The 14,898-nt window shown below is 59.8% G+C and carries 18 protein-coding genes; 6 read left to right on the plus strand and 12 right to left on the minus strand.

Annotated features, from left to right (window positions below):
• Positions 1 to 314 precede the first annotated feature (314 nt).
• The 12 genes from PXK07_RS09775 to PXK07_RS09830 all read right to left on the minus strand — a co-directional run bounded on the left by PXK07_RS09775 (position 315) and on the right by PXK07_RS09830 (position 9,798).
• On the minus strand, positions 315 to 2,639 hold the full coding sequence (locus tag PXK07_RS09775; protein WP_274848046.1) for a PriCT-2 domain-containing protein: 2,325 nt from the start codon (positions 2,637 to 2,639) through the stop codon (positions 315 to 317).
• Complete coding sequence (locus tag PXK07_RS09780; RefSeq protein WP_274848047.1) at positions 2,639 to 2,863, minus strand: DUF6511 domain-containing protein; 225 nt, start codon at positions 2,861 to 2,863, stop codon at positions 2,639 to 2,641. The genes PXK07_RS09775 and PXK07_RS09780 overlap by 1 nt, the downstream gene beginning before the upstream one ends.
• Positions 2,860 to 4,599, minus strand: a complete 1,740-nt coding sequence (locus tag PXK07_RS09785) for a DEAD/DEAH box helicase (protein ID WP_274848048.1) — start codon at positions 4,597 to 4,599, stop codon at positions 2,860 to 2,862. The genes PXK07_RS09780 and PXK07_RS09785 overlap by 4 nt, the downstream gene beginning before the upstream one ends.
• Entirely contained in the window at positions 4,593 to 4,835 is a 243-nt protein-coding gene (locus PXK07_RS09790; RefSeq protein ID WP_274848049.1) for an HNH endonuclease, read from the minus strand. Before PXK07_RS09790 ends, PXK07_RS09785 begins: the two co-directional genes overlap by 7 nt.
• A 359-nt stretch (positions 4,836 to 5,194) precedes the next feature.
• Complete coding sequence (locus PXK07_RS09795) at positions 5,195 to 6,136, minus strand: hypothetical protein (protein ID WP_274848050.1); 942 nt, start codon at positions 6,134 to 6,136, stop codon at positions 5,195 to 5,197.
• The gene (locus tag PXK07_RS09800) at positions 6,136 to 6,498 is read right to left on the minus strand and encodes a hypothetical protein (RefSeq protein ID WP_274848051.1); all 363 of its coding nucleotides are present in this window, start codon (positions 6,496 to 6,498) and stop codon (positions 6,136 to 6,138) included. The genes PXK07_RS09795 and PXK07_RS09800 overlap by 1 nt, the downstream gene beginning before the upstream one ends.
• Before the next feature lie 64 nt (positions 6,499 to 6,562).
• A complete protein-coding gene (locus tag PXK07_RS09805; protein ID WP_274848052.1) occupies positions 6,563 to 7,063 on the minus strand; it encodes a DUF669 domain-containing protein in 501 nt (166 codons plus the stop codon).
• A 21-nt stretch (positions 7,064 to 7,084) separates the two neighbouring features.
• Complete coding sequence (locus tag PXK07_RS09810; RefSeq protein WP_274848053.1) at positions 7,085 to 7,831, minus strand: ATP-binding protein; 747 nt, start codon at positions 7,829 to 7,831, stop codon at positions 7,085 to 7,087.
• On the minus strand, positions 7,831 to 8,319 hold the full coding sequence (locus tag PXK07_RS09815; RefSeq protein WP_274848054.1) for a hypothetical protein: 489 nt from the start codon (positions 8,317 to 8,319) through the stop codon (positions 7,831 to 7,833). Before PXK07_RS09815 ends, PXK07_RS09810 begins: the two co-directional genes overlap by 1 nt.
• 22 nt (positions 8,320 to 8,341) lie before the next feature.
• Positions 8,342 to 8,707, minus strand: coding sequence for a hypothetical protein (locus tag PXK07_RS09820; RefSeq protein ID WP_274848055.1), 366 nt, complete (start codon positions 8,705 to 8,707; stop codon positions 8,342 to 8,344).
• Positions 8,704 to 8,916, minus strand: coding sequence for a helix-turn-helix transcriptional regulator (locus tag PXK07_RS09825; protein ID WP_274848056.1), 213 nt, complete (start codon positions 8,914 to 8,916; stop codon positions 8,704 to 8,706). The genes PXK07_RS09820 and PXK07_RS09825 overlap by 4 nt, the downstream gene beginning before the upstream one ends.
• A gap of 198 nt (positions 8,917 to 9,114) precedes the next feature.
• Complete coding sequence (locus tag PXK07_RS09830; RefSeq protein ID WP_274848057.1) at positions 9,115 to 9,798, minus strand: hypothetical protein; 684 nt, start codon at positions 9,796 to 9,798, stop codon at positions 9,115 to 9,117.
• 108 nt (positions 9,799 to 9,906) lie between these two features.
• On the opposite strand from PXK07_RS09830, the gene PXK07_RS09835 reads away from it, so the two are divergent.
• From PXK07_RS09835 to PXK07_RS09860, 6 genes are all read left to right on the plus strand, one after another.
• Positions 9,907 to 10,584, plus strand: coding sequence for an XRE family transcriptional regulator (locus PXK07_RS09835; protein ID WP_274848058.1), 678 nt, complete (start codon positions 9,907 to 9,909; stop codon positions 10,582 to 10,584).
• 1 nt (position 10,585) lies between these two features.
• Positions 10,586 to 11,317: a hypothetical protein gene (locus PXK07_RS09840; RefSeq protein ID WP_274848059.1), complete on the plus strand. Its 732-nt coding sequence runs from the start codon at positions 10,586 to 10,588 to the stop codon at positions 11,315 to 11,317.
• Between the two features lie 350 nt (positions 11,318 to 11,667).
• Positions 11,668 to 12,123, plus strand: a complete 456-nt coding sequence (locus PXK07_RS09845; RefSeq protein WP_274848060.1) for a DUF2924 domain-containing protein — start codon at positions 11,668 to 11,670, stop codon at positions 12,121 to 12,123.
• The gene (locus PXK07_RS09850; protein WP_274848061.1) at positions 12,120 to 13,448 is read left to right on the plus strand and encodes a recombinase family protein; all 1,329 of its coding nucleotides are present in this window, start codon (positions 12,120 to 12,122) and stop codon (positions 13,446 to 13,448) included. The genes PXK07_RS09845 and PXK07_RS09850 overlap by 4 nt, the downstream gene beginning before the upstream one ends.
• On the plus strand, positions 13,445 to 13,861 hold the full coding sequence (locus tag PXK07_RS09855) for a hypothetical protein (RefSeq protein ID WP_274848062.1): 417 nt from the start codon (positions 13,445 to 13,447) through the stop codon (positions 13,859 to 13,861). Before PXK07_RS09850 ends, PXK07_RS09855 begins: the two co-directional genes overlap by 4 nt.
• 32 nt (positions 13,862 to 13,893) lie before the next feature.
• Positions 13,894 to 14,898: an HIT domain-containing protein gene (locus PXK07_RS09860; protein WP_274848063.1), complete on the plus strand. Its 1,005-nt coding sequence runs from the start codon at positions 13,894 to 13,896 to the stop codon at positions 14,896 to 14,898.

Below are 14,898 nucleotides of genomic sequence, written 5' to 3' on the forward strand. Positions count from 1 at the left end.
GAGGGCTGGCCGGTGAAGGCTCCGGTCTCGCCAGGCCCCGAAGGGTGGTCTGGTCATGTCAGGCGCGGGGCGAACGGGCCGCCCGGCATATTTTTCTGAGGCTTCAAAGAGCCAGAATGAAGCTTTTGCCTCGCTAACCCATTGGCGTCTCTGTATAATATATATTCTTCATATTATTATATAGTTATAGGAGGTAGTCATTCTTTTATTAAACCGCGCGCGCGTACACGCGTAAGGGATAAGGTGTCCTCTTGAAAGATTGAAGGACGTGATGGTTTCCACTTTCTCTATCATTATCAATTGCTTGAGCATAATCAAACTTCCTTCTGCATAATTTTACGCCCTGAAGCATCCCGCCAGGGGCCGCCCCAATGGGCCATGCGATAGACCATGGCCTGCCTAGTCGATGAGCCACGCATACCGGTGGTGATGTCCCCACCCTCGATCAAGGTGAGCAGGATCTCATCGCGCTCCCGGGATTTCAGCCATTGCGAGGCCCGAGTGATCTCGGACTTAGTGATCCCCTTGGCCCCTGACGCCCGGATGATCTCCTTGAGCCGCTTCAGGTGCGCCTCGGTCTCGGTATCCGCGACATGCCGCTCGACTGCCTCCATCGTGCGCTGTGCATAGTGCCGCACGAAACCGATCGCCCAGTCCGCCGCCGTGATCTCGATCTCGGGCCTGATCGGATCACGGCCCACCGCCACGATGAGCGCAAGCTTTAGGGCGTTCTCTCCAATGCGGGCGAGGATGGCCGTGAAGGCTGTGCCAGCGGCGGCGCGCAATTCCTCGGTCAGCTCGATGCTGAGCTGGCGGAACCGGGCACGCGCACCTTCGGTCATGGGTACGATCATCGGGTTCACGGCGGTGTTTTGATCGGCGGTCTTGCCCGCGAGATTGCCCTTTTGTGTGCCCCCACCCGATGCAATGAGCTGCAGCCCGTTGATCAGTGCCGGAGGGGCCTGTCGGATGCCGACAGCGATGTTTTCATCGGGGTAGTCCTCATCACTGGGCAGGATCAGGAAGCGAGCCAGCGAACCATCGACGACATTCGCCCCCTGCAGTGCGCCCCAAAAGTGCAGCGGCGTCGTGGTGCCGTAGACACAGAGGCAGGGCTGGTTGATATCGCGCCGCTCGTTCGTGCCGTCACGGTTGGCATATTCCGCCCCGAGGAAGATCCCGCCGGCCGCGGTGTAAAGCTCGGTCATGTTATCCAGGATCTCGGTGATGTGGCGCGGACTGCGCTTACGGTCGGCCGCCGCCGACAGGAACATGCCGAACTCATCAATCTGGAAGAGGATCGCGGGCTGGCGGTGCAGTGCGGTCAATAGCCCCGCGCCGGAGGCAATCTTGTTGCCACCAAGGTGATGGGCGAGCCCTGCCTCGAAGAAGGTCTCATTGATGATTTCTCGGGCGTGGTTCTTGCCTGAGCCGCTGTCCGCGATGCCAACGACATAGAGGTTCGAGCGCAGGTTACTCTCGGTCCGGTAATTCCGCCCCATCAGAGCGCCGATGGCGCAGAGGCTGGCCCCCAATGACAGGAGTGGCTGCGGGCGCCGGGCGGTGGTCAGCATGTAATCGGTCATATCGCCCACCAGGCCATCGGGGATGGCCAGAGAGAATGGCGGTGCGGCTGGAATTGCGGATGACACGGTTGCAGCCACATCCAGCCTAGCCAGCAGCCCCGCCGCCGGATGGTTCTCAGCCTCGGGCGCGCTTCCATCTAGGCGCAGATCTGGGTCAGGCTGCCAGCCGCGTTCCATGGCGAGATGGTAGATCGTGCCTGCGCCAATCCGGTCAGGCTTGAAGCTGGCCCAAGCCTTCATCGTGGTGGTGGGCCTATCCTTCGTCGCCTGCGCGGACCAATCCCTAAAAAGATCGGCCCCAGCATCGCCAAGCGCCCCTTTCAGCGCCATGCCGACCCGCATCCAGCTGTCGTAGTCGAGTTCCGCGTTTGGCAGCCAGGCAAGTGCAGCCTTGATCGCGGGTAAGGTTCCGATCTGACTATAGATGCGCTCGATGTCACCGGCTGGTGCATTGGAAGCCAGCCCACGCTGGCGCAGCGCTTCCGGCAGCAGCGCATAGGCCTCGTCGAGAAACGCCAGCGCAGCCTCAGAGGTGATTTCGGGCAGGTCGGTGATGTCGATATCCGCCAGCCCCTCTTCGGGCCACGCATAGGGCGCAGCCGTGTCCGGATGAATGGCGTAAGCCACGAACTGCTGCCCGAGGCAGAGCACCTCCAGCGGATGGCGCTTGATACCCCGGAAAGGTGCTGCCGTGCGATAGACCAGCATGCGTTTTGGCGCACGTCCAATGCGCAAAGCGGGTGTGTCACCGAGGCGCTCACGTGCCAAGCGTTCAATTTTCAGTGCCAACCCTGCGTCGTCCTGGATATCAATATCCACCGCAGCGACAGCACCACCGACGATGCCCACACCGCACTCCGGCCAGCCGGCCCAAGTGGCCACCTCGACCTCAGTAGTGCAGCGCGCAGCATGGCGGTTCCATTCAGGATAATCCGCCCAAGCTCCACGCTGGAAGCGGCCAGGCTTTTTCGTGCCCGGGCCGATCGGCAGTATGGCATAGCCATTGGTCACAAGCCGCGCGCCGAAGCGCGCCATGAAGGATGTGTTGGTCATCAGAAGGGCACCTCGGGGGTCATGGCGTCGAGGCGTGTGCGGTCCTGGCCCGCCAGCTCGCGCAAGTGGTCGCAATATCCAGTGACAACCGCATCGATGAAGCGGTCCCACTCGGTCTCAGTGAGGGTGGCAAGATCGGACTTACCGATGCTGTCGAGATACGCGCCGCCCATCTGGCCGCCGACAGTCATCGCCTGCATCTCATTCGGGGTGGGATCGATCATGCCCGTCCTCCCGTAGCAGATGTCTTGGCAGTCCCGGCTGCAGAGGTGCTTGCGGCTGGCATCGCGGCGCCGGTCCGAGACCCGGAAATTCCGGTCGAACCACCCAAACCCACGAGGTTGCCGGTGGCAGACGGCGCAGAGGCCGGGGGAACTTTGGCGCATGGGTCAAACCTGTAGCCGGAGACTTCGACATAGCGGCCCGCGGGGCGTACCGAGATCGCACTGGGGCGCATGAGCTTCGCGGCCTGCAAAATGGCCTCGTCCACGCTGAGCGGCACTGGACAGCCCGGGGCGGCGCGCTTACGCCACCACTCAGCCGCCTTCTGACGCGCATAGCCCTGATGCTCGATGCAGACCCATTCGCTGTAGGACTTGATCCCGCAGCTATAGGTGACCTTCAGCGAGGGCTGCCCTCCCAGCTTGTCGTGGCGGTTGTATGAGACGCCGTGGACAGGCAGCCATTGGACCTTTGGCGACAGGACGGGAAGTGTGGCAGCCGTTGGAGCGATTTTGACCTCCCGGGGCGGGAAGACGTAGCCGCAATCCGGGCATTCCACCGCCGAGAGCGCGATAACGCTGTCGCATTCCGGGCAGAGCTTGGTTGGGGCCTCACCACCACCGCCTTCGCCGGGCCGCCGGGGCCGCACCAAATCGATCGGTCCGTGGCGGCGGACATTGCCAGCGAAGTCGAGGACCAGGCAGTTTTCCTTGCCCGGCGCGAGGCGCGTACCACGGCCGACCATCTGCACATAGAGACCGGCAGACTTGGTGGGGCGCAGGAGCGCAATCAGATCAACGCCCGGCGCATTGAAGCCGGTGGTCAGCACGCCCATCGAGACCAGCGCGCGGATTTCTCCGCGCTTGAAGGCGGCGATGATGGCATCGCGATCCTCCTTCGGCGTATCTCCGAAGATCGTACGGCAGCTGATGCCTTGGCGGCCAAACTCTTCGGCGACATGACGCGCGTGCTCGACGCCGGAACAGAAGGCCAGCCAGGACTTCCGGTCACGACCGTGCGCGATGATTTCGGTGACAGCCGCGCGGGTAATGGCCTCCTTGTCTACGGCTGCTGCCAAGTCACGCTGGATGTAATCGCCCGCCCGGGTGCCGACCTTCGAGACATCGAGGCGCGTGGCGGGCTGTTTCGACACGAGCGGGCTGAGATAGCCGGCGTCGATAAGATCCCGCACCGGGGCCTCGAACGCGATGTCCGAGAAGAGCGCGTTCTTGCCCTCATGCAACATGCCACTATCGACCCGGAATGGTGTAGCCGTCAGGCCGATCACCTTGAGCGCCGGATTAATGCGGGTGAGGCCATCAAGGAAGCGCCGATACATCGTGCTGGAATTGCCAGGGATGAGATGCGCCTCATCGATCAGCACGAGATCGGTATGGCCGATTTCAGCGGCGCGGCGATGGATCGACTGGATGCCTGCGAAGAGAATGCGAGCTTGTGCCTCGCGCTTGCCGAGGCCTGCCGAATAGATACCAGCTGGGGCCTCGGGCCAGAGGCCGATCATCTCGGCATGGTTCTGGGCGATCAGCTCGCGGACATGGGTCACGATCAGGATGCGCTGGTCGGGCCATGCCTTTAGCACGCCCTCGATGAAGGCTGCCATGACCAAAGACTTGCCCCCGGCGGTCGGGATCACAACGCAGCAATTTCCAGATTTTTCGCCGTAGTACTTGTAGATGGCGGCAATAGCAGCCTCTTGATAGGGTCTCAAAATCAGCATTTCGGCTTCCTCCTCAGCGCGGCATGCAATGCGAGGTGCTCTCGGGCGGACAGCACTTCGAGATTGCCTGGGTCGTTGTTCTGGCGATTTTGATCTTTGTGGTGCACATGCTCGTCTGACCTCAGGGCCCGACCGAGCTTTTCTTCGGCAATCACACGATGTTCGTGGCGACCGAAGAGCTTGCGATAGGTCGATGGCTTCACTGCCGGAAAGCGGCGCAACTGCGCTGCCCGCATATGCTCACGAACCATTGTAACTGGCGCGACATAGCTTGGGTCACCGTATCGACGAATTCTCTGAGCATGTTTGCCGCAGTATCCCTTAGCGCCTTTCTCAATCGTCGCTTGACAGTCTGGGAATCGGCAGGTCTTTGGCGGGAGACGCCTTTGTTTTTGCCGCACGGAAGACATCTCGCGTGCGAGGCATCCACAGGAACGAACACTTCCCGATTTCAAGTTCCCTGTAGTGGCACGATGTTCCGCCCCACAATCGCACCGGCAAAGCCAGGAAATTTCGCCCTTTCCACCTCGAAGGCCACTGTCGGCGGCAATAGTGAGCCGACCAAATCGCTGACCAATACGAATACTTGCGGCTCTCATGGCGCGGCCTCCTTGTTGCGGGCGTCGTTTGCCCAGGTCGAGCCATCGGCCATGCGGTAGGTGACGACATCGTCGCCCGCGTCGATGACATCGCCCGGAACGAGATCGGGGATGAAGAGATGGCGGATGCAGGCTGCGCGCTGTTCGAGCGCTGTCAGCATCCGGTCATGACGGGCACAGTGCCAACCGCCTTCAATTGGGGTGGAATACAAACAGGACCGGCAGGTCAACGCCGCCCCACCGCCCTCGTGGCAGGCGGCATGGTGATCGCAGAACCGGCATTCGAACCAGGCCGGGTCCTCGCTGATCCGCGCTGGCGGATGCTGGGCGAAGATGATCCGGCCTGCCTTTTCCAGAAGACGCTCGGCCATGGCGCTGTCGGCCTCGATGCGCTCGATATGCAGCGCGTCGGTGTCCTTACAGACCGCAACGTAGAGGGCACGGGTTATGCCCGTCAGATGCATGTAGATCTGCATCTGCGCGGCATGCTGGGGCTTGGCCTGCACCACGCCTTTGGCGGTCAGCTCAGTGAAACTCTTGACCCCATGGGTCTTGAACTCCAGCACATGCCAGATCTTTGGGGCCTCGAGGATGCCGATGGCAACGCCATCGAGCGATCCGCCGAAATGGCCACCATGGGCTTCGACGCGGAACTGTCGGCCGGTTTCGGGATCGACCTCGAGCACGGTCGCGCCAGTAGCGCGCAGATTGCGCACGAGGCGATCCTCTTCCAACTGCCCCGTCTCGAAGAGGCGCAGCAGGCGGCCGGAATGGCGCGCGGGCGTGATCCAGCGGAAATCATACCAGAGCGCGCGGGCGCAGGATTTGCCGATGATCGAGGCGCCGAGGTGATCGCGGAACCCATCGCCCTGGCGGGCCTCATAATCAGCGTAGATCGCCGTCAGCGTCGGCGTGGGGGCTTGAGGTAGCTCGGCCATCACAAACCCTCCCCTTCACTGCGGGCCTGTGCCTCGGCTAAAATGCCGCTCCAGGTCTCCGGGTCATGGCGTTCGCGCAGGATGCCGATCAGGGCGTCCTTGAGCTTTTCTCGGCGACGGCGGCCGGTGCCTTGGGCCAGAAGTTCTGCCCTCTCGCGGCTGAGGTGGCGGAGCGCCGTGCGGGCCCGGTGGAACCAGTCCGGGTCGATGGGTTTATGACCCCGCTGACGCGCCATATCGGCCGTCGCGATCTGCGTGCGGATCTTGGCAATGGCATCGTCGAGTTCGATCAACCGGCGCTTGTCATCGGGCAAGCCGGGGCTGGTCGCAGCCTCAAGGGCCGCGTTGGTCATGTTAGTCATGGGAGTGTCCTCAGATGGGGTTAGGCGCTGCCCCTTCAGTCAGAGCGCAGGGCAGCGCGAAAGCTCAGCCCTTCTTGTTCCAGGGTGCGGAGGCCATTTTGGGCGGCACCGCAGATCCAGCCGGGTCAGAGGCAGGCGTCGCCGGGCGGGTAGCCGAGGCTACGCCCTTTTCGGGCGGCAGATAGGCAATCGCATTGCTCTCGCCGTAGCCATTCTTCGGCGGGCGGATCTTCACTTGGATCGTCATCGGGATCAGGTGCAGTTCTTCGCTGTCGCTGACATGCATCCGGCCCGTGGCATGGCAGATGGCCGACAGCGTGCGCTGTGCGATTTCCACCGTGGTCGGGTTCGGGTTCACCAGGTTCAGCTGGTCGAAGATCTTCCGGCCCTTCTCCTCACCCTCGAGAATGTCGATCATCAGCCAAAGGAACTGGCCCATGCCATTCTTGGTGACGCGCATCTCGCTCTCGACGATCTGGGCGCGATATTTGCCGGCGGGCAGCAGCTCGTAGGCGGTGGTGGGCTCGACGCTGGTGGCGTCAAAAGAGGTGTCGAAACGTGCCATGGTCTTATCCTTTCAAGGCAATCATTCAGGTTGGGGCATGGCTGCGAGGAACTCTGACCACTCAAGCGGCAGGGTGTCCGGCAGGCCGTAACGGTTCTTGGCGAGGAAGGCGGGGCGCTCTTCGGTGTGCATGACGCGGGCACCGGACCCGAGCGCCCGGGTTACCTTCTTGTTGAAGCCGACATCGGATTTTGCGACCGAGATCTGGTAGTTGGCGAAGAGCACGACATCTGAATGCTCCTGCAGCAGCGCCGAGGCGCGTGTCTGCAGCTTGATCACATAGCGGTCGTAGGGCTCGTGCTCGGGGCTGTCGAAACGCTTGATGTCGGTATGGGCGATCTGGATGACCACCATGCCTTTCTGGTCCCGAAGCGCGTTCAGCTTGTCGAGATATTCCCGCCAGACATTCAACGCTTCAGCAAAGCCCTTGCCAAAGCCTGGCGCCTCGATGGACGCCCAGCCGTTACGCTTGCAGGTCTCAGCCCAAATGAGTGGCTCCAGCCAATCGATACTGTCGATCACCACGGTGCCGAAATCGTGGTCCTCGTTCAGCAGTGCATCAAGGGCTTCAGCCACCTCCGCATAGCTCGTCGCCAACGGAAAATGCGGAACTTGCAACTTGCCGAGCCCATCCTCGGTCATGATGAACACCGGCCGGTCGGCAGCCGCGGCGAAGGTGGATTTGCCCACTCCGGCCACGCCATGGATCAGAATGCGCGGCGGTGTCAGTGCCGATGTCGTGCGCAGGGATGCGAGAGAAATCGCCATCAGTTTGCCCCCTCGTTCAGCACCAGACGAAACTTCGGCTTCCCCGTGCGGACTGTGCGCGCGGGCTCAAACCCCTTGCGCCAGTTTTCTGGCAGAGCGCCGAATTTACGTTCGGACACGGTCAGCTTCGTGTCGATGAAGTCAGACGGGTCTTCGCCGGCCGAAGCGATGTTCCCAGCGATCTCGGCCAGTTTGGTCTGGTCCCAGTCAATACGCTTGGGCAAGTCCGCTATGACGGTGACGCCGTTATCCTCAAACCGGATGGTACCTGTGTCTTTGCCTACGTGCCCGCGACACTCAGAGGCTCGCGCCGCATAGCGGACCTCTAGGGCCAGCGCGAAGCGCTCGGTCACCGCCTTCATGCGACCCATAGCGACATCGATTTCTGCTTGGACGGCTGCAAGCAGGGTTGGCGGCATGAGAGCCAGTTCTGTGACTGGCATATTGAGCATGTCATCCACGCTCGGGATATTCTCGGGGAAAGCCATAGTGGGCTCCTTTCAATAGGGATCAAAATTCGGCGATCAAAGGCACCATTGGGGTTGATTGAGGCTGGGTTGGTTTGGGCCGTGCGATCGCAAGGTAGGCAAAGCGGTCAGTTCCCAGGCGTGCCTGAACGAGATGCACCAGCCCCTGCTCTGCAGCGCGAAAGGCGGCATCAGCGAGCATGCGCAAAGAGCGTCGTTCCTGCGCGGAAAGCCCGCCAAACTCCGTCTCGGCATCGACGGCAAGAAAGCCCAGGTGGTAAATCTGAGAGTCTCCCGGTGCAGCCTGGGCAAGCCATGCAAGAAATGTAAGCTCGGTCAGGGCGGGGGTCCGGGCCCTCATCGAACCGGCCTGCGGAGAAAATTGTGAGCCGTGGCGCGCCATGGTCATTGCGCCGCCTGCTCTTTCGGAACTGACACGCCCTTGTGCAAGCAAGCAGTCTCAAAGGTCATGATGTCCTCAAGCCGGTAGATGACCCGCCCGCCGAGTTTAAGATAATCGGGACCTTCACCGGTCCAGCGCCACCGTTCCAGTGTGCGGTGAGAGATCGCCCAGCGTCGGGCCAGCTCTTTTTGGGTGAGGCAGAGTTTTGACTGCATCTTTGTCTCCTGTCTTGGTTACCAGGAGACAATGCGAAACGTCGACGTGGGATGTCGTCGGGATCGCGGTGGGATGCAGTGCCGGATGAAGACCCTGAGAAATTTCAAAGCTCTAAAATGAAGTGGGGGATGGGCATCCGGCACTCATCCCCCAGAAAATCCCACACCCATCCCACAGCGAGGACAAGGGTGCCGTATTCAATCGAAGCGCAAACGGTAGTTCCCACGGCCGTCAGATTGAATCAATTCGCGCCATTCGGGCTTTGACTTAAAGACATCCACCATCTTCAAGCTGCGAGATCCGGCTGCCGTCAAAAGGGTCTTGCCGTTTTGCCAAGGCTGACCAGCTTCGGCTGAGGCATGGAGCACACGCACGACTTCGGCCTGAATGGCACCAAGCTGGAAGCAAAACCCGCGGCTGCGCACTTCACGATAGCCAACAGTGTGGATGAACCCTTGCTCTGGCGTCTGCCCATCGCCCGTGTGAAATCCTGATTTGATTTCATAGCGATCACGTTCATGGCGGCGCATCAAAAGATCACCAATAACAACATATTGCGGTGAATGTGTTTCTGGAAACGCCGCATAACCGCAACGATCATGGCGAAACTCATTCAGATGAGCCTCCCCACAGCGGAAAAGGTGAAACACATCGCAGGCATGTAGATCAAGAAGGCCGCTGAACACGCGTTCTTCATAGGGCACCCGGAACCGTGCTCCATCGATGTCAGCATCATAGTCACCAAACTCTAGGAGTTGATTAAAGACCCGAATGGAAAGGCGGACGTGGTTGTTTTCGGCGAGGTAGATCAGATCGTCTTCCTCAATAGACCAGCGCCGGAGGATCTCTGACAGCGAATAATACTCCTTCTCAATCCGCATGACTGCCTCCGACTCTCACCTCGCATGTTCTGCTATTGTTCTATCGCCTTGACGATCCCATATCAATCATGTCTTATCCTATTATATCCACAATCGGATGGGGATAAGATGACCTCGCATCATAGTTTGGCCGACCGACTGCAGGCACGCGCTGACCAGCTTGGGCTCAGCCCCGCACATGTTGCGGAGATGGCTGGGGTCAACCGCTCCTTCGTCTATGACATCCTGCGAGGCCGCTCCTCTCGGCCAGGCCTAGATCGCTTGATGGAGGTCGCGCGCGTCCTAAAGGTCGAAGTGGATTGGCTGATCCACGGCATCGGGAGCATCGAGGGTCCCTCCCCTTTCTTGGAAAACCCTGACGAAACCTTCGTGCCGATCGCACAAGCCCCCGTGCGGCCCTCAATGGGCGGCGGGTCCGTGGCGATCGATGACTCTGACGAACCAGGCCGCGCGTATCACTTCCGGAAGTCTTGGATCAAACAAGGTCTAAAGGCTTCGCCCTCCCAACTCCGGATCATGAAGGTCGAGGGCGACAGCATGGAACCCACGCTCTTTGACGGCGACACTGTACTCGTGGACATGGACCGTAAGGCCCCAAACCCACCTGGGATTTTCGTTTTAGATGATGGTATCGGGCTCGTTGCCAAGCGGCTTCAACACGTCCCAAACAGCGATCCGCCCGCCGTCCGTGTAATCTCAGACAACAAACACTATCCGGAGTATGAGCGCACAGCAGATGAAATCGTCATCATCGGCCGCATTCGCTGGTTTGCCCGGGAGATTTGAGGTGATTGAATTCCGTCCCCTTGCTGATGACGAGCCAGCCCTCAGCTATTCGCCTTTGCTCAGAGGCTGTCTCAAGACCTTCACCTATCTTGCTGAACACGGCGGCATCGGCCTCACAGCATCCAAGGGTTTTAAGCGTAATTTCGTGCATTGGGCTGCGCGCGAGTTCGACTGGCCTGGCCACACAGAGGCGGACCTCTTTGCCGTCAACAAAGTCCTGAATGAACAGGATTTCATGCCGCTCGTAGATATTCACTTCTTGCTGACAACCCTCAAAATGGGGCGGCATTACAAAGGGCAATTCAAACTGATCAAGGCAGGCACAGAAGTCAGCCAGCATCCCGGGCAGCTCTTCGGGATCATCACCCCGTTCTATCTCTTTGAAGTCGACCACAGCGTCTGGACCCGGTTTCCAGACACCGAGATCATGTTGAACTGGAATGTTTTCTTAAACGTGATCAACGTAGAGGCTGAAAACGGCGCCCTTGGCGCCGACCTGCGTCGAACCTTCTACGGTGACCCAACGCCAGAGCATTTTCCGCACTATGATGTCGCGATGGCTAATCTTTACACGCAAGTCTTGCGGCCCTTGATTTGGACCGGCCTCCTTCAAGAAACACGCCCTGCAAAATCGTTCCGTTCGCAAGAGAGTGTTTTTACGAAGACACCGCTTTGGAAAGCATCCCTCAAGTTGGAAATCGATTCCCAGGTCAAGCGCGCCACGCGGCATTGATGCCCTTCAGCTTCGATCCCTAGCACATACTCTCGACCCCGCAGGCTTTCACCAACCGATTATTTTGACTTGATTATCAGGCGCCGCCAAGGCCCAAGTAGGTTCACCAACCCGAAAGGCGCTCCCATGCTCGATGAACGTGAAACCCCAATTTCGGGGCCCAATCCCCTATGCCCTGAACGCATGTCGCCTCAAGCCCGACGACAAGAGATCAGCCGCCTCTTGGCCACGGCCGTAGTTCGCCTCGCTGGACGCGATTGCGACGATCTATCCAAGAATGCTGGAGACAGTTCGCTACACTTCCCGCGCAAACAGAGCGGTACTGCAACTCCAACTCAGAGGAGATCTGCATGACCACACAAGACCCCATCCTGGCACGCTTGGCTGCCTTGAAAGCCATGTCTGTGAATGACCTGAAGACCGAGTGGCAGACGCTATTTAATGCGCCTGCCCCAAATAATAGTCGCACCTTCTTAGAAAGCCGCCTCGCTTATAGGATCCAAGAGCTGACTTATGGTGGCCCCGACAAACAAACCCGTCGCCTTCTGGATCTTCTGGCCGACGAAGTTGAGGGCACTCTGACGCGCAAGGCCCAGATTGCTGACCCGCGCAACCCCGTGGTGGGCACCAAACTCATTCGCGAATGGGATGGCACCGCCCATACGGTGACTGTGCTGAAAGACGGCTTCGATTGGGGCGGGCAGCGCTACAAATCGCTGTCGGCTGTTGCCCGCGCCATCACCGGCACACGCTGGAACGGTTATCGCTTCTTTGGGCTGCGCGAACGGAAGCGAGGTGAGGCATGAAGGACGTGGCTGCAAAACCCACCCGCCGCCTCCGGTGCGCCATCTATACCCGCAAGTCGACCGAAGAAGGTCTCGACATGGAGTTCAACACCCTCGACGCTCAACGAGAGGCCTGCGAGGCCTACATCGCCAGCCAGCGGTCCGAGGGTTGGGTTGCCACCCGCGATCGCTATGACGATGGCGGGTTCTCTGGCGGCAATCTCGAACGACCTGGTCTCAAGCAGCTTCTTACGGATATCGACGATGGTTTGATCGACGTGGTTGTGGTCTACAAGATCGACCGTCTGTCGCGGTCGTTGATGGATTTCTCCAAGCTGGTCGAGATCTTCGACCGCAATGGTGTCACCTTCGTGTCGGTCACCCAGTCTTTCAACACCACAACCTCGATGGGGCGGCTGACGTTGAACATTCTGCTCAGCTTTGCACAGTTTGAACGCGAGGTAATCGGCGAGCGGATCCGCGACAAGGTGGCCGCGTCGCGTAAGCGCGGGATCTGGATGGGCGGCTATGTTCCGCTGGGCTACGATGTACAGGATCGCAAGCTGGTGGTGAACGACGCAGAGGCCGCATCTGTCCGTCGCATCTTCGAGCGGTTTGTTGAACTCGGCTCCGCGACAGTTCTGGCACGCGAACTTCGCCGCGAGGGGTTCCGAAACAAGCAGGGCACGCTGATCGACAAAGGTTATCTCTACCGGCTCCTGAAGAACCGCGTCTACCGCGGTGAGGCAGTTCACAAGGGCACTGCGTATCCCGGAGAGCACGACGCCATCATCGACGACAACCTTTGGGATCGGGCCCATGCCATCCTGCAGGAAAGCCCCCGCAAACGCGCCAACAACAGCCGGTCGCGGACGCCCGCTCTTCTGAAGGGGCTGATATTCAGCGACACCGGTGCGGCCATGACGCCCACCAGCACCAAGAAGGGTGCGAAGCTTTACCGCTACTATGTGTCGATGGACGTCATCCGGAACCGCGAGACCGGGGAAGAGACCGCACCTATGCGGCTGGCGGCTGGAATGGTCGAGGATGCTGTCGTGACCGAGGTCCGCCGCATTCTTCAGACGCCAGAGGTCGTGACGCAGGTGATCGCTGCCCTGAAAAAGGAACAGGGGGCAGTTTCGGAAGCCGACGCCGTCGCGGCGCTGCATGAGTTCAGCGCGGTCTGGGCGCAACTATTTCCAGCCGAGCAGGCTCGGATCATCCAGCTTCTCGTCCGGCGCGTCACCGTCAGCGCAGCAGGGCTTGAGGTGGACATTCGGCGCGAAGGCATTGCCGGGGTCGTCCGCGAAATGGTTGCGCCGCGCAGGGTGGAGGCAGCGGAATGACCAAGCCCGACGACACGATCCGGATCCTGATCCCCTTGAAGGTGCGTAAAAAGAACGGGCGGCCCAAGATCCTGCCGCCTACCGACTATTTACCGAGTGAGGATCAGGCCCAAGATCCGCACATTCTGCGGGCCATCGGCCGGGCGTGGGGCTGGCGGCGGCGCATGGAAGCCGGTGAGTTCAGCACCATCCAGGAGCTGGCCGAAGCCGTCGGTTTGGCCGAACGGCATGTCAGCCGTCAGCTGCGGTTGGCCTATCTCGCGCCCGAGGTGATGAAGCAACTGGTCTACAAGCGTGAGGTAATAGCGGTGACGGTCATGCAGCTGACTGAATGCTCAGCCTTGCCGTGGCAGGACCAGGCGGGGGTGGTGTTTGGCAGTGCGCCAGATACCGCAAGGCATTACCAAGGCTAGATTTTTCTCGCCTTATCGGCCACCTTCGGATCATGAGCAGCAACCTATCCTTTCAACAGCTTGAGACCTACATTCGCGAACAGATGCGGATGTCGCATGTTTATCAGCCGGTCATGCTTCAGGTTCTGCTGGAAAAGGGTGGCACTGCCTCGACGGAAGACGTTGCGAAAGCACTACTTAGCTACGACCGCTCACAGGTAGAATACTATGAGATCCGCATCAAAAATATGGTGGGCAAGGTTCTCACGCAAAATGGTGTCATTGAGCCGATCAAGCATGGGCGGCGCATTGTTGGATACAAGCTTGCAACCGGCGATCTGTCTGAACAGGAAATCGTTGCGCTCATTGATCTCTGCCAGCAACGTCTTGCCGCATACATCAACCAACGTGGGGATGGAATTTGGGGGCACCGGGGGATTGCAGATGGCTATGTTCCCGGCTCTGTCAGGTATGAGGTGCTCAAGCGGGCCAAGCACCGTTGCGAGCTATGCGGCGCCCATGAAGAACAGGCAGCCCTGCATGTGGACCACATCGTGCCCCGCGCCAAAGGCGGCAACGACGAATTGAGCAATTTCCAGGCGCTCTGCATCACGTGCAATACGAACAAACGCGATCGGGATGACACTGATTTTCGTAGTATTCTGGCCTCGTACGACGTTCGAGAAACAGACTGCCTATTTTGTGGGATAGACAGCGAAAGGATCATCGCAGAAAACGAATTGTGTTACGCGATCCGTGACGGATTTCCCGTTACCCCAATGCACACGCTGGTCATCCCCAAGCGGCATGTGGCCGATTACTTCGACCTCTATCAGCCCGAATTGAACGCGATCCAGGCGTTGCTCAAGGAACAGCGCGAGAAAATTCTTGCGGCAGACCCCGCCGTCACCGGCTTCAATGTCGGGATCAACGCCGGAGCCGATGCCGGTCAAACCATCTTCCATGTGCACGTTCACCTGATCCCGCGTCGGAAGGGCGACGTTGCCAATCCCCGCGGAGGCGTGCGAGGGGTCATTCCTGAGAAGCAGAAGTATTAG

This window comes from Phaeobacter sp. QD34_24 (assembly GCF_028890115.1).
Lineage (GTDB): Bacteria > Pseudomonadota > Alphaproteobacteria > Rhodobacterales > Rhodobacteraceae > Phycobacter.

Excerpts from the sequence above, each read along its gene's own strand:
- PXK07_RS09810 (WP_274848053.1), bottom strand. The coding sequence starts at position 7,831 with ATGGCGATTTCTCTCGCATCCCTGCGCACGACATCGGCACTGACACCG.
- PXK07_RS09775 (WP_274848046.1), bottom strand. The coding sequence starts at position 2,639 with ATGACCAACACATCCTTCATGGCGCGCTTCGGCGCGCGGCTTGTGACC.
- PXK07_RS09800 (WP_274848051.1), bottom strand. The coding sequence starts at position 6,498 with ATGACTAACATGACCAACGCGGCCCTTGAGGCTGCGACCAGCCCCGGC.
- PXK07_RS09850 (WP_274848061.1), top strand. The coding sequence starts at position 12,120 with ATGAAGGACGTGGCTGCAAAACCCACCCGCCGCCTCCGGTGCGCCATC.
- PXK07_RS09785 (WP_274848048.1), bottom strand. The coding sequence starts at position 4,599 with ATGCTGATTTTGAGACCCTATCAAGAGGCTGCTATTGCCGCCATCTAC.
- PXK07_RS09790 (WP_274848049.1), bottom strand. The coding sequence starts at position 4,835 with ATGCGGGCAGCGCAGTTGCGCCGCTTTCCGGCAGTGAAGCCATCGACC.
- PXK07_RS09845 (WP_274848060.1), top strand. The coding sequence starts at position 11,668 with ATGACCACACAAGACCCCATCCTGGCACGCTTGGCTGCCTTGAAAGCC.
- PXK07_RS09855 (WP_274848062.1), top strand. The coding sequence starts at position 13,445 with ATGACCAAGCCCGACGACACGATCCGGATCCTGATCCCCTTGAAGGTG.
- PXK07_RS09795 (WP_274848050.1), bottom strand. The coding sequence starts at position 6,136 with ATGGCCGAGCTACCTCAAGCCCCCACGCCGACGCTGACGGCGATCTAC.
- PXK07_RS09815 (WP_274848054.1), bottom strand. The coding sequence starts at position 8,319 with ATGGCTTTCCCCGAGAATATCCCGAGCGTGGATGACATGCTCAATATG.
- PXK07_RS09820 (WP_274848055.1), bottom strand. The coding sequence starts at position 8,707 with ATGACCATGGCGCGCCACGGCTCACAATTTTCTCCGCAGGCCGGTTCG.
- PXK07_RS09805 (WP_274848052.1), bottom strand. The coding sequence starts at position 7,063 with ATGGCACGTTTCGACACCTCTTTTGACGCCACCAGCGTCGAGCCCACC.
- PXK07_RS09825 (WP_274848056.1), bottom strand. The coding sequence starts at position 8,916 with ATGCAGTCAAAACTCTGCCTCACCCAAAAAGAGCTGGCCCGACGCTGG.
- PXK07_RS09835 (WP_274848058.1), top strand. The coding sequence starts at position 9,907 with ATGACCTCGCATCATAGTTTGGCCGACCGACTGCAGGCACGCGCTGAC.
- PXK07_RS09780 (WP_274848047.1), bottom strand. The coding sequence starts at position 2,863 with ATGATCGATCCCACCCCGAATGAGATGCAGGCGATGACTGTCGGCGGC.
- PXK07_RS09860 (WP_274848063.1), top strand. The coding sequence starts at position 13,894 with ATGAGCAGCAACCTATCCTTTCAACAGCTTGAGACCTACATTCGCGAA.
- PXK07_RS09830 (WP_274848057.1), bottom strand. The coding sequence starts at position 9,798 with ATGCGGATTGAGAAGGAGTATTATTCGCTGTCAGAGATCCTCCGGCGC.